Below are 13,423 nucleotides of genomic sequence, written 5' to 3'. Positions count from 1 at the left end.
CACGCGGTTTAGTTCTACGGGCCGACTCAGAAAAACACTTTTACCAGCAGGCTGGCGGTGTTCTGGTTGGTGTCGAAGGCTGCTGTGTCCTTGATACCGTACTTGTCGCTCCAGTAGTCGTATTCGATACCGACATACAGCTGACGGTCCTGAAGGCTCAGTGCCTTGCCCAGGTCGTACTTGATCTGAGGGTTGAAGTGGAAGTTGGCGTGGTAGTCGCCGCGTGAGTTGCTGTCGTTGTCCACGACCCAGTCGATGAAGCCGTCGATCAGGATGTCCGACTTGCCCACCGGAATGGTGTAAGACCAGACCGGAGTGATCTGCCAGACGTTATCGCCCGCACGACTGCCTTCGGTATGCCGCTGATAGAAGTTGAGCTGGAAGTAATCGAAACCGGGAATATTCAAGTCAAAGCCCGGGCCGATCAGATACGACTCGTTGTCGCCTTCGCCAAACTCGTAAGTTGCGGCAATCAGCACGTCGGAGATCGGGCCAAACTCGAACTTCTGTCCGAAGATCTTGCCAAGCGACAGGCGCGGAGACACTTCACCGTAATAGGTGTTGTTGCCCGAAGTCGCATCGGGTTTGCCGTTGTAGAAGATTTTGTCGACGAAGACAAAGTTGTCACCGTACTTCCAGGCATCCGCATGCTCGAAGGTGAACGTCTGTTGAATGTGCGGGTTGACCGTAAAGTCCCGGCCGTTGAGGTAAGTCAGGCTGTTGCTCTGCCATTGAAAAAGGCCTTCGGCCAGCGCCGGCCCGGCTGCCAGCAGACTCCCCGCCAACAACAAGCTGGAATAAGTACGTTTCATGCGGTGCTCCCTTGGTAGCGATAAGGTCGGGGAGGGCGCTCTTTGTCTGGCGCTTGTCCCTTTGTAATAAATTGTCTGTTCGGTCAACTATCCTGCTGATAGCAAGAGCTGCGCCAATTGCTGTTTTCCGGACAAAATCTTTCCTCGGCCGTCCGCGAAACGGCGCATTCCGGAAAGGTTTTGATCAAGGCGTGTGCATTACCGGTCAATAGTTGAATCAACCGGTCGATCCAGTTCATGAACGCGAGGTACGTTCCCGGATCGACAGCGGCGACGGAGGATACTGGCTCGTCGCGTTCGGCTCAAGTGCTCCAGCACAGGGCGTCAAGGCCGAGGGCTGGCGCACTAGAGGGCGCGGAAAGAGTTACGGCTGACCGTTGCCGTGTTGATCGATCCAGGCGCCGAGCAATTCGCGCTCCTGAGACGTCATCTGAGTGATATTGCCCAACGGCATGATCTGCGAGGCAACCGCTTGCGCCTGAATGCGCGCTGCTTGTTGGCGGATCTGCTCGGGCGTGTCGAACATCACGCCGGCGGGCGCGACGCTGAACAGCGGGCTGGTGGGCGTGGCGGAATGGCAGACCGTGCAGCGCTGCTGGACCACCTGGCGCACCTGGTCGAAGTCGACGCTGGAAACTGCCGGATCGGCAGGTTGCGAATCCGCCTTGACCGGTTCGGGTCGTTTCTCGTCCGCGCGATAGCCGCCTACGGCCGTGCCCGGCAGCGGTTGATACTGAATCTGTGCCGACGCAGGGGCGGGCGGCTGCGCCGGACCGCTGACGTAGGCCAGGCACAGCATGCCGAGCGCCGCCACCGGCAGGGTCCAGGCGAAGCGGTGGCTGTCGTGACGGGTGTTGAAGTAATGCCGCACCAGCACCGCGAGCAAGGCAATGCCCGCGAGGATCAGCCAGTTGTAACGGCTGCCGTAAGTGCTGGGGAAATGGTTGCTGATCATGATGAACAGCACCGGCAGCGTGAAGTAATTGTTGTGGCGCGAACGCAGCAGGCCCTTGGCGGGCAGGCTCGGGTCCGGCGTGCGGTTTTCGGCGATGGCCGCCACCAGCGCACGCTGGGCGGGCATGATGATGCGGAACACGTTGCCAACCATGATGGTGCCCATGATTGCCCCGACATGCAGATAGGCGCCACGGCCGCTGAACACCGTGCTGAAGCCGTACGCCGCGGCGACCAGCAGCACAAACAGGATCAGCCCGAGCAGCGCCGGCCGCTTGCCCAGCGCCGAGTCGCAAAGCAGGCTGTAGACAAACCAGCCGACAAACAAGGAGCCCAGGCCGATGGCAACCCCTTCGGCGCCGCTCAGGGTGCTGCCTGGCGCCAGCAGATACAGCGTCGGGTTGGCATAGAACACCACGCACAGCAGCGCCACGCCGGACAACCAGGTGGAGTAGGCTTCCCATTTGAACCAGTGCAGATTCTCGGGCATGGCCGGCGGCGCGAGCTTGTACTTTTCCAGGTGATAAATGCCGCCGCCGTGAATTGCCCACAGATCCCCGGACAGACCGTCACGCGGGTTGCTGCGGTTGAGGTTGTTTTCCAGCCAGACGAAGTAGAACGAGGCGCCGATCCAGGCGACGCCGACAATCATGTGAATCCAGCGGGTCACCAGATTCAGCCATTCCATCCATTGTGCCTGCACGCTGAATTCCTTCTACCTGTTACATCTTGCGATACCGGCTATTCCGGGGCGCGTTGGGTCGAGCACCATCCACTGGCGCTCGTCGAAAAAGTATTCGTCGCAGTTATTGCCCGTGCCGCTGCGGTCGATCACCAGGAAATCGTCCTGCGGGGCGAGCGCCAGCACGGGGTGATGCCACACGCCCGCGTGATAGTTGACGCCCTGGCGGCCATCGGCCAGAAACGCGCGGGTCGCCCCGGCGTCCGGTGTATCCGCAGGCAGCGCGACGACCACCAGAAACGGGTTGCCCAGCAATGGCATGAACGCCTGACTGCCAAGCGGATGCCGCTCCAGCATGGTGATGGTCAATGGCATCGGCAGCGCCTGGGCGCGGAAGATGCTGATGATCGCCTTGTCGTCCGGCAGCACGGTCTCGACCTCGGCCAGCCGATGAAAACGCTGGGTCGACCCGTTGTTGATCATGAAATGCGCGCTGCCGTCGGTTTCGATCACGTCACCGAACGGCGCGAAGGCATCTTTGGTCAGCGGTTGGATGGCTAGCCTGTGCATCGGGCTTCTGTTTCCTGTGTCAAACAACGGTTGGCTGGCATTGCGTGGGAGGGAGCTTGCTCGCGACTGCGGTATGTCAGTCGCCGCTGGAGGTGGCCGGACTGATGCCGTCGCGAGCAAGCTCCCTCCCACAGGCGTCATATTTCAGGGCATTCAGCGTTCGATCTTGCCCAACACCCGCAACCGGCTCACGCCGCCATCGGGAAACACGTTCAGGCGGATGTGGGTGATCGGGCCGATGGCCTTGATCTGCTCGGCGAACTCGTGTTCGGCGTGCATGCTCAGTTTCTGGCTGGGCAGCAGTTCGCGCCAGAACAGGCTCTGGGTTTCGATCTGGCTGTCAGTGCCGCCCTTGACGAACGCGCCCTGGATCGAGCAGCTGTCGGGATAGTTGCCCTTGAAGTGCAGCGTATCGACGATCACTTTCTCGACCTCGCCCGGCTGGCCCAGCGCGACGATCACCCAGTCGTTGCCCGGTGTGCGGCGACGCGCGGTTTCCCAACCGTCGCCCATGTTCACGCCACGACCGGGGTTGAGAATGTTGCTCATGCTGCCGTAGTGCTCGTCGGAGCAGGCAATCGAACGCCCGCCGTTGAGGGCGGACGCCAGGTCAATCTGTTCCTGGGGGTCGACCTTCGACCAGTCGCGATAAGGCATGCCATGCACCCGCAGGCGCGCCACACCGCCGTCCGGGTAGATGTTGAAACGCAGGTGGCTGAACGGCTGCTCGCTACTGATCTGGTGGTAGTGATGGCTGTTGCCCTGCAATTCCACCGACGGCAGTATCTCGGTCCAGACCGTGTCCTGATCCGGGTCGCCTTCAGCCAGGAAGCAGGCTTCCAGAGAAGCGGACGGCGGATAGTTGCCGGTGAAAAATGACGTGTCGATATCCACGCCTTTAATCACCCCAGCCACGCCCAGGCGGATCACCGCCGTGTCGAAACCTTCGAAGCGTTTGCGGCGGGACTCCCAGCCATCCATCCATTTGCCGTTGTCATCGAACACGCCTTCTTTCCAGACCGCGGGTGTCGGCTGAAACAGACGGTTGGCGTCGGCAAACCAGTCGTCAGTGACGGAAAGTATCCTGGTACCCAGGCGCGCATCGGCCAGATTGACGAACTTCTCGAAAGGTGCGGCGTACTCTTTCATTCTTCTTGGCTGCCTTGTTGACGGGAAATGAGTGCGTCCGCTTGCAGTGCCTGTAAGCGGAACAGCGCGATCTTAGTGATTTCGGCCAGGGCGCAGGCAAATTCGGCCTGCGGCGTGTTGTGGATGCGCGTTTCGAACGCCGCCAGAATCCGGTGCCGGTCGCTGCCCTTGACGGCCATGATGAACGGAAAGCCGAACCTGGCCTTGTAGGCGTGGTTCAGCTCGTTGAAACGCTGGAACTCATCGGCAGTGCATAGATGAATACCGGCGCCGGCCTGCTCGCCGGTGCTGGCCTGGGTCAGCTCGCCACGCACGGCAGCCTTGCCGGCCAGGTCCGGGTGGGCCTTGATCAGTGCCAGTTGCTGCTCGGGCGTAGCGTTCAGCAGCACCCGGCTCATGCGCTCATGCAGCTTTTCGATATCGTCCAGATCGCAGACCGGCCCCAGGTCATAGGCCTGCTCGGCAACCCACGGCGAATGCTCGTAGATATCGGCGAAGGTTTCGACGAATGCTGCACGGCTGAGGGAAGACGGTGCAACGCGGTTCATCGAGCGGCTCCTGCGGCGTGCGGATGATGCGTGTGCCAGTGACGGGCGATATCGACCCGGCGGGTAAACCAGACCCGTTCATGGCCCTTGGCGTATTCGACGAAACGCTTGAGCGCCGCGAGCCTGGCCGGGCGCCCGATCAGTCGGCAATGCAGGCCGATGGACAGCATCTTCGGCGCCTCGACGCCTTCTGCATAAAGCACATCGAACGCGTCCTTCAAATAGTGAAAGAACTGCTCGCCGTTGTTGAATCCTTGCACCTGGGTGAAACGCATGTCGTTGGTATCCAGCGTGTAAGGAATCACCAGATGCGGCGTGCCAGTGGGAGTGGCCGGTTCCCAGTAGGGCAGGTCATCGTCATAAGTGTCGCTGTCATAGAGAAAGCCGCCGTCTTCCATGACCAGACGGCGGGTGTTCGGCCCGGTGCGACCGGTGTACCAGCCCAGCGGACGCGTGCCAGTGATTTCCGTAAGGATGCGGACGGCTTCGCACAGGTGCTCGCGCTCCTGTTCCTCGGGGATGTTCTGGTAATCGATCCAGCGATAGCCGTGGCTGCAGATTTCATGGCCGTCGGCGACCATGGCGCGGATCACATCCGGATGCCGCTGTGCGGCCATGGCAACGGCGAAGACGGTCAGCGGAATATCGAATTGCCGGAACAGCCGCAGAATGCGCCAGACACCGGCGCGGCTGCCGTACTCGTAAAGCGATTCCATGCTCAGGTTGCGCTGGCCCTGCAAGGGTTGCGCCGCGACCATTTCCGACAGAAACGCCTCCGACTCGCTGTCGCCGTGCAGGATATTGCGCTCGCCGCCTTCCTCATAATTGAGCACGAACGACAACGCGATGCGCGCCTCCCCCGGCCAGCGCGGGTGCGGCGGGTTGCTGCCATAACCAATCAGGTCACGTGGGTAGTCAGCGGTCACGATGGGTGTCCTCATTTGGCCCAGAGGCGTATCTGCAAGAAACTTGCCTGACCAGTCAGGTTATCGCTGAGAATCTTTGCGATATCCGCTGCTTCGGTGCTGCGGGTGTACAGCGTTTTTGAAAAGTGTCTTAATCGATCCGGCACGTGCATCGCTGGGCACTTTTATGGTGCGTTTCGACACAATTTTCTCGAATGGGCGCTGAAAATGGGACGCTTGACCACACATGTACTGGATACCGCAAACGGCTGCCCGGGCGCAGGCCTGCAGGTCGAACTCTACCGGGTCGATGGCGAGCGGCTGGAAAGGGTGACCCAGGCCGTGACCAACAGCGACGGTCGCTGCGACGCACCGCTGCTCGACGGCGAACAATTCCGTTCCGGCGTGTATCAGTTGCACTTTCTGGCCGGGGATTATTTTCGGGGGCAGGGCACCGTCAGCCCCGAGCCGGCTTTTCTCGACGTGGTGGTCTTGCGCTTCGGCATCGACGCTGCTCAATCCCATTACCACGTCCCCTTGCTGATCTCGCCTTACAGTTATTCGACCTATCGGGGCAGTTGAGCTACCAGCCTTGCTGGCCACAGCGGTGTTGCGATCGCTGAAACTGCAGTGAAGCAACCGGCCTCATCGCCAGCAAGCTGGCTCCCACAGCAACAGCAGCGCACACCAGCAAGCTGGCTCTCACAAAGAGAACAACGCACACGATTAATGTAGGAGCCAGCTTGCTGGCGAAGCGGCCTGCGAGACACAGAACATCGCCAGCCGCGACAGCGGTGTTATGTCCGCTGGTGCACCAGCCTTCCCGCTGAATAGGTTTGCGCCACGGTGCGGTCGTCGCCCAGGGTCATCAGCACGAAAAGAATTTCCTCGATGCCTTTGGCCTGCTTGAGCCGGTACGACAGCAACGGAGTGGCGTTGTAATCAAGCACCACGAAGTCGGCCTCGTTACCCGGTTTGAAACTGCCGACCTTGTCTTCCAGACGCAGCGCCCGGGCGCCGCCCAGGGTCGCCAGGTACAGGGACTTGAACGGCGTCAGCCGAGCGCCTTGCAACTGCATCACCTTGTAGGCTTCGTTCAGCGTCTGCAGGATCGAGAAACTGGTGCCGCCGCCGACATCGGTGCCCAGGCCAACGTTGACCTTGTGTCGCTCGGCTTTCGGCAGGTCAAACAACCCGCTGCCCAGAAACAGATTCGACGTCGGACAGAACGCAATCGCCGAACCGGCTTGCGCAAGGCGCGCGCACTGGTCGTCGCACAGGTGCACACCATGGGCGAACACCGAACGCTCGCCGAGTAGCTGGAAATGGTCGTACACATCCAGATAATGCTTGCGCTCCGGGAACAGTGCCTTGACCCACTCGATCTCCTGCAGGTTTTCGCTGATGTGCGTCTGCATGTACAGGCCGGGGAATTCGCTCAACAGCTGACCGGCCAGCGCAAGCTGCTCAGGCGAACTGGTCGGCGCAAAGCGCGGCGTCACTGCGTAGCTCAAGCGACCCTTGCCATGCCAGCGCTCGATCAGCGCCTTGCTGTCGGCGTAGCCCGATTCCGGTGTATCGACCAGATAATCCGGTGCGTTGCGATCCATCATCACCTTGCCGGCGATCAGCCGCAGGTTCAGACGCTCGGCCGCGCTGAACAGCGCTTCCACGGACTGCTGGTGAACGCTGCCGAACACCAGCGCGGTGGTAGTGCCGTTGCGCAGCAGCTCGGCGAGAAAGATATCGGCGACCTCGGCGCAGTGCGCCGGATCCTCGAACTGGCGTTCGCAGGGGAAGGTGTAGGTGTTGAGCCAGTCGAGCAACTGCTCGCCGTAGGCGCCGATCATGCCGGTCTGCGGCAGGTGGATGTGGGTGTCGATGAAGCCGGGGGTAATCAGCGCGTCCGGGTATTCGACCACTGCCACGTCAGCGTCCAGCGTGCCGAGCAATTGAGCCGCATCGCCAACGGCCTGAATGATCCCGTCCTCGACCACCAGCAGGCCGTCGGCAAAATAGCGGTAGGACTCTTCGATGGCGACTTCGGCCGGGTCGGCGATGCTGTAAACGATGGAGGCGCGGTAGGCGGTACGGCGTGGGACTGAACTCATAAGACTCTCATTGCGGCTGGCTGCGTCGGGAAGCAGGCAGCAATCTGGCGATCGGTTCGGCCCGGGATCGACCCTGGCCGAAACTGGAATTATAGGTAGCGATGATTTCGGCGGCGATAGACACCGCAATCTCGGCTGGCAGCTTGCCCTTGACCTCGGCCAGACCCATCGGGCACCGCATGCGCTGAATCAACGCAGGCTCCAGGCCGCGCTCACGCAGTCGGTGCTCGAATTTCATGCGTTTGGTCCTGGAGCCGATCAGGCCGAAGTAACCGAAGTCATTGCGTTTTAGAATGGCACTGGACAGTTCGAGGTCCAGCGCGTGGTTGTGGGTCATGACGATGCAGTAAGTGCCGGCGGGCAGTTCTGCGACTTCGTCGACGGGTTCCTCGCTGACGATTTTCAGTACGCCGTCGGGAAGCTGATCGGGAAATTCTTCTGCCCGTGAGTCGATCCAGCGCACCTGACAGGGCAGGCCGGCCAGCAGCGGCACCAGCGCGCGGCCGACATGGCCGGCCCCGAACACGGCAATCCGCGCCTGCGGTCGGCCCATCGGCTCGAACAGCAGAACGTTCACGCCACCGCAGCACTGGCCCAGGCTTGCGCCAAGGCTGAAGCGTTTCAGCCGGGTATCCGGCTGGCCGCTGGCGAGCATTTCCCGAGCGATTTCCATGGCCTTGAATTCAAGGTGGCCGCCACCGATGGTGTCGTAGATCCGGTCGACAGCCACCACCATCTTCGAACCGGCATTGCGCGGCGTCGAGCCCAGCTCCTCGATGATCGTCACCAGCACGCAAGGCTCGCCGCGGGCCTGCAAATCGGCCAGGGCGTTGATCCAGTTATTCACGACTCACCCGCCTGCACGAGCGCGCTTGCGCGCGAAGGAGCCGGTACATCCGCAGCTTGGATGCCGTCAGTAATGCCATCGTCGCGGGCAAGCGCGCTCCTGCGGGCTGATTGCCGAATCCGTTCACATCCCCACAACACCTTTTCCGGGGTTGCCGGCGCATTGATCTCCGGCTGATGACGATAATCCCCCAGACTCGCCACGGCATCCTTGATCGCGCACCAGGCGGCAATGCCAAGCATGAACGGCGGTTCGCCCACGGCCTTGGAGTGGAACACTGTGTCTTCCGGGTTCTTGCGGTTCTCTACAAGTTTCACACGCAGGTCGCCGGGCATGTCGGCCACGGTCGGGATCTTGTAGGACGCCGGCCCGCTGGTCAGCAGTTTGCCCTTGGCGTCCCACACCAGTTCTTCAGTGGTCAGCCAGCCCATGCCTTGCAGATAGCCGCCTTCCACCTGGCCCATGTCGATGGCCGGGTTCAGCGATGCGCCAACGTCGTGCAGGATATCGGTGCGCAGCATCTTGTATTCGCCGGTCAGGGTGTCGACCAGCACCTCGGCGCACGCCGCGCCAAATGCGTAGTAATAGAACGGGCGACCACGGGCCTGGCTGCGGTCGTAGAAAATCTTCGGCGTCTTGTAATAGCCCGTGCTGGACAGCGACACCTGACCCACCCACGCCAGCTGCGCCAGCTCGGCGAACGTCAGCATGTGCTCGCCCGCGCGGATGTGGCCGTTGCGAAATTCGATTTCGCTCTCGGTTACCTGAAAATGCCGGGCGGCAAATTCCACCAGCCTCTGCTTGATGGTTTCCGCGGCATTCTGCGCGGCCTTGCCGTTCAAGTCAGTGCCGCTGGAAGCCGCCGTCGGCGAGGTATTGGGCACCTTGTCAGTGTTGGTCGCGGTGATCTGGATACGCTCGATGTCGACCTGAAACACCTCGGCGACCACCTGCGCGACCTTGACGTTCAGACCCTGACCCATTTCCGTGCCGCCATGATTGAGGTGGATGCTGCCGTCGGTATAGATGTGAATCAGCGCGCCGGCCTGATTGAGGAAGCTGGCGGTGAACGAGATGCCGAACTTGACCGGGGTCAGCGCCAGGCCTTTCTTAAGGATCGGGCTGGCGGCATTGAACGCCCGTATCGCTTCGCGCCGTTCGGCGTAATCACAACTCTGTCCCAGCTCGGCGGTCATCTCGTCGAGCAGGTTGTGCTCCACGGTCTGGTAATAGTGGGTGACATTGCGCTCGGTTTTGCCGTAGTAATTGCGCTTGCGCACCGCCAGTGGGTCCTGGCCCAGATAACGGGCGATGCGGTCCATGACTTCTTCGATAGCGACCATGCCCTGCGGCCCGCCGAAACCGCGATAAGCGGTATTGGACGCGGTGTTGGTCTTGCAGCGATGGCCGTTGATGGTGGCCTCGCCCAGGTAATACGCGTTGTCGGCGTGGAACATCGCCCGGTCGACGATGGACGCCGACAGGTCGGGCGAATAGCCGCAATTGCCGGCCAGATCCAGCTCGATGCCATGCAGCCTGCCGCTGTCGTCGAAACCCACGTCGTATTCAATGTAGAAGGGGTGACGCTTGCCGGTCATCAGCATGTCTTCGGCGCGTTGCAGGCGCATCTTGGTCGGCTGGCCGGTCAGGCGGGCCACCACTGCGCACAGGCAGGCGGGGCCCGCGGCCTGGGTTTCCTTGCCGCCGAAACCGCCACCCATGCGGCGCATGTCGACGACGATCCGGTTCATCGGCACGTCCAGCACTTCCGCTACCAGCTTTTGCACTTCAGTCGGGTTCTGGGTCGAGCTGTAGACAATCATGCCGCCATCTTCGGTCGGCATCACCGAGGCGATCTGGGTCTCCAGATAAAAGTGTTCCTGCCCGCCGATATGTAACTGGCCTTGCAAGCGATGCGGCGCGGTTTGCAGCGCAGCGGCCGAATCGCCGCGCCGATGCGTGTGGCTGTCGAGCACAAAGTGTTTCTGGCGCAGCGCCTGCACCACGTCCAGCACCGGTTCCAGGTCTTCATAGACGATGACCGCGGCCATCGCCGCCTTACGCGCGGTTTCCAGATCGCGAGCGGCAACCGCGAGCACCGGCTGGCCCACGTACTCGACCTTGTCGATGGCCAGCAATGGATCGCCGGGCAACAACGGGCCGATGTCCTTCAAACCTGGGATGTCTTGGTGGGTAATGGCGATCCGCACGCCGTCGAAGGCCATGCACGGCGCCGTATCGACACTGACGATCCGTGCGTGCGCGCGGTCCGAAAGCCGCGCGTAGACGTGCAGTTGATTGGGGAATTCCAGCCGGTCATCGATGTACACGGCCTCGCCGCTGACGTGTTTGTCGGCGCTGTCATGCTTGACGCTGCGGCCCACGCCGGTGGCCAGGCCTTGCTGGAACAGGGCGACTCGCTCGGCGTGGGTGAGAGGCGGTTGGTGGTCAGACATGATGAGTCACCCGCGTTGGAATATGGGGCGTCTGCAGTTCGATGAAGCATTTGCGCAGCAGGTTCTGTGCGCTCAGTAGACGGTACTCCTTGCTGGCGCGAAAGTCCGACAGCGGCGTGAAATCATCGGTCAGCGCCGCGCAGGCCCGCTCGACCGTGACGCTGGTCAGCGGCGCGCCGAGCAATGCCCGCTCACACGCGGCGGCGCGACGTGGAATCGCAGCCATGCCGCCGAAGGCCACTCGTGGGTCAGCAATGACGCCCGCTTCGATTTTCAGGTTGAAGGCGGCACAGACGGCGGAGATGTCATCGTCCAGTCGCTTGGAGAGTTTGTAGGCGCGAAACACGCTGCCCGCCGCAGGGATCGGCACGAGGATTTTCTCGATGAACTCGCCTTGCTGGCGCGCAGTGATCCGGTAGTCGATGAAGTAGTCTTCCAGCGCCAGCTCGCGGTGCTCGTCGCCGCGCCGCAGCACCAGTCGCGCGCCCAGCGCAATGAGCAACGGCGGCGAGTCGCCGATGGGCGAGGCATTGCCGATGTTGCCGCCCAGCGTGCCCTGGTTGCGTATCTGCAAAGACGCGAATCGGTGCAGCAGCTCGCCGAAGTCCGGGTAATGCGCCGCCAGTGCGGCATAGCAGTCTGTCAGCGCCACGGCAGCGCCGATCTCCAGGCGATCCTCGAAATGCTCGATGCGCTTCATGTCGGCAACGTGGCCGACGTAAATCATCGCGGGAATCGGCCGGTGCGATTGAGTCACCTCAAGCGCCAGATCGGTGCCGCCTGCCAGCAGGCGCGCGTCCGGCTGGGCGATGAACAGCTCGGCCAGATCGCTGACGGTCAGCGGCACCAGGCAGCGTCTGGTGCCATCGTCGAGTTCGCCGGTGGAAGAAGGCGTGATGGCGCGCAAGCGGCCGATGGTCAGGGTCTGGCGCTCGTCGAACTGATCGGGCGGGTGCTGATTGCAGGCCTGTTCGGCGGCCGCAAGGATCGGTCGATAGCCCGTGCAGCGGCACAGATTGCCGGCCAGAGCTTCCTGGCTGCGCTGAAGATCCGCGGCGTCACTGTTCTTTTGCAGGGCGAACAACGACATCACGAAGCCGGGTGTGCAGAAACCGCACTGCGAGCCGTGGCAGTCGACCATCGCCTGTTGCACGCTGTGCAACTGGCCCTGATGCTTGAGGTCTTCGACGCTGATCAGTTGTTTGCCGTGCAGCGACGCGACGAAGGTCAGGCAGGCATTGAGGCTGCGATAGCGCAGCTGCGGGCCGCTTTCGTCGTCAACGAGCTCGCCGACCACGACCGTGCAAGCACCGCAATCGCCACTGGCGCAGCCCTCCTTGGTGCCCGGCCTGCCGACGCGCTCGCGCAAATAGTTGAGGACCGTCATGTTCGGATCCAGCGCGTGCTCGGTCTTGAGCTCCTGGTTCAAAAGAAACTGGATCACGGCGCTATGTCCTCGTGGTGGGTCTGGGACCTCTGCTGAATCTAGCAGCTCTGGTCGATGGGTCAACGGGTTTCTGACTCGTGGGTCAGGAATGGCGGAAATCTGCATGGACGTGTTCGCAGACGAGTCCGCTACCGCTGTTATTCGGTCTGACCGTTCGTAACATCAGTGGATAAAATTCTGCTTATTTCGTGCCAGTTTCGCTGTTATGGCCCTGCGCCACAGGTATCGGTTGCGATACACTCCGCCGCTTGTATGTCGAACCTGTTCGCGAAGGAAAGTCATGACGTTCAAGGCCCCGGATAGCCTCGCCGAGCAAATCGCTCAACACCTTGCCGACCGCATCATCCGCGGCGAACTCAAGCCTGGAGAGCGCATCCAGGAACAGAAGGTCACACAGGCCCTGAACGTAAGTCGCGGTTCGGTCCGCGAGGCGCTGCTGATTCTGGAACGTCGCCATCTGGTAGCGATTCTGCCGCGCCGTGGCGCCCAGGTTACGGTGCTCAACGCCCACAACGTCACCAGCCTGTGCGCGCTGATGAGCGAACTGTACATTCTGCTCGCCATCGCCGTGGCCAACCGCTGGCAGACCCAGGAGGACCTGGTGCCGTTCCTCGATATCCAGCGTCGCCTCCAGGCGAGCTACGAGAATCAGGACGTCAAGGCGTTCGTCGAAGAAAGCTTCAACGTCATGCGCGCCGCCTATCCGTTTGCCGACAATCCCTATCTCCAGGAGACCGTCGAGAACCTTCAGCCGTCCATGAGCCGCAGTTACTTTCTGGCGCTCGACGAACGCAAGGCGGAAATGAGCGACTACCTGGCGTTGTTCGACCAGTTGCTCGAAGCGGTGCTGGCACGTGACCCGGCCAGGATCCGTACGGTGCTTGTCAATTACGGCCAGCGCAGCTGTCAGCTGGTGCTGGCCGCAATGACTGCGGGCTGAAA

At 61.7% G+C, this 13,423-nt stretch carries 12 protein-coding genes; 2 read left to right on the top strand and 10 right to left on the bottom strand.

Annotation, left to right across the window (positions count from 1 at the left end):
- Nucleotides 1-26: 26 nt before the first annotated feature.
- The 6 genes from J3P77_RS15050 to puuE all read right to left on the bottom strand — a co-directional run bounded on the left by J3P77_RS15050 (nt 27) and on the right by puuE (nt 5,641).
- Complete coding sequence (locus J3P77_RS15050; RefSeq protein WP_434677401.1) at nt 27-812, bottom strand: outer membrane protein OmpK; 786 nt, start codon at nt 810-812, stop codon at nt 27-29.
- A gap of 364 nt (nt 813-1,176) precedes the next feature.
- A complete protein-coding gene (locus J3P77_RS15045; protein WP_434677400.1) occupies nt 1,177-2,469 on the bottom strand; it encodes a urate hydroxylase PuuD in 1,293 nt (430 codons plus the stop codon).
- A 12-nt stretch (nt 2,470-2,481) separates the two neighbouring features.
- Nucleotides 2,482-3,018, bottom strand: a complete 537-nt coding sequence (locus J3P77_RS15040) for an ureidoglycolate lyase (RefSeq protein ID WP_434677399.1) — start codon at nt 3,016-3,018, stop codon at nt 2,482-2,484.
- 153 nt (nt 3,019-3,171) lie between these two features.
- Nucleotides 3,172-4,167: an allantoicase gene (gene alc, locus J3P77_RS15035; protein WP_434677398.1), complete on the bottom strand. Its 996-nt coding sequence runs from the start codon at nt 4,165-4,167 to the stop codon at nt 3,172-3,174.
- Complete coding sequence (gene uraD / locus J3P77_RS15030) at nt 4,164-4,715, bottom strand: 2-oxo-4-hydroxy-4-carboxy-5-ureidoimidazoline decarboxylase (RefSeq protein ID WP_434677397.1); 552 nt, start codon at nt 4,713-4,715, stop codon at nt 4,164-4,166. Before uraD ends, alc begins: the two co-directional genes overlap by 4 nt.
- The gene (gene puuE / locus J3P77_RS15025; protein WP_434677396.1) at nt 4,712-5,641 is read right to left on the bottom strand and encodes an allantoinase PuuE; all 930 of its coding nucleotides are present in this window, start codon (nt 5,639-5,641) and stop codon (nt 4,712-4,714) included. The genes uraD and puuE overlap by 4 nt, the downstream gene beginning before the upstream one ends.
- A 207-nt stretch (nt 5,642-5,848) precedes the next feature.
- Here puuE and uraH point away from each other — a divergent pair, with 207 nt between their 5' ends.
- A complete protein-coding gene (gene uraH / locus J3P77_RS15020) occupies nt 5,849-6,202 on the top strand; it encodes a hydroxyisourate hydrolase (RefSeq protein WP_434677395.1) in 354 nt (117 codons plus the stop codon).
- A gap of 215 nt (nt 6,203-6,417) precedes the next feature.
- Here uraH and guaD read toward each other — a convergent pair whose 3' ends face one another.
- The 4 genes from guaD to xdhA are packed head-to-tail and all read right to left on the bottom strand — an operon-like array spanning nt 6,418 to nt 12,478.
- Nucleotides 6,418-7,731 carry a guanine deaminase gene (gene guaD, locus J3P77_RS15015; protein WP_434677394.1) on the bottom strand — a complete coding sequence of 438 codons (1,314 nt, stop codon included), beginning with the start codon at nt 7,729-7,731 and terminating at the stop codon, nt 6,418-6,420.
- A 7-nt stretch (nt 7,732-7,738) separates the two neighbouring features.
- Nucleotides 7,739-8,578: a xanthine dehydrogenase accessory protein XdhC gene (gene xdhC / locus J3P77_RS15010; RefSeq protein WP_434677393.1), complete on the bottom strand. Its 840-nt coding sequence runs from the start codon at nt 8,576-8,578 to the stop codon at nt 7,739-7,741.
- On the bottom strand, nt 8,575-11,034 hold the full coding sequence (xdhB, locus tag J3P77_RS15005) for a xanthine dehydrogenase molybdopterin binding subunit (RefSeq protein ID WP_434677392.1): 2,460 nt from the start codon (nt 11,032-11,034) through the stop codon (nt 8,575-8,577). The genes xdhC and xdhB overlap by 4 nt, the downstream gene beginning before the upstream one ends.
- Nucleotides 11,027-12,478 (bottom strand): xanthine dehydrogenase small subunit, encoded by a 1,452-nt coding sequence (gene xdhA / locus J3P77_RS15000; RefSeq protein WP_434677391.1) that lies wholly within the window; start codon nt 12,476-12,478, stop codon nt 11,027-11,029. The genes xdhB and xdhA overlap by 8 nt, the downstream gene beginning before the upstream one ends.
- Nucleotides 12,479-12,761: 283 nt before the next feature.
- Between xdhA and J3P77_RS14995 the strand changes: the two genes are divergently transcribed.
- A complete protein-coding gene (locus J3P77_RS14995; protein ID WP_434677390.1) occupies nt 12,762-13,421 on the top strand; it encodes a GntR family transcriptional regulator in 660 nt (219 codons plus the stop codon).
- The last annotated feature ends 2 nt before the right edge of the window (nt 13,422-13,423 follow it).

This window comes from Pseudomonas sp. R1-18, assembly GCF_051132095.1.
In the GTDB taxonomy this organism is placed as follows: domain Bacteria; phylum Pseudomonadota; class Gammaproteobacteria; order Pseudomonadales; family Pseudomonadaceae; genus Aquipseudomonas.
This window is presented reverse-complemented; position numbering and strand designations above follow the sequence as displayed.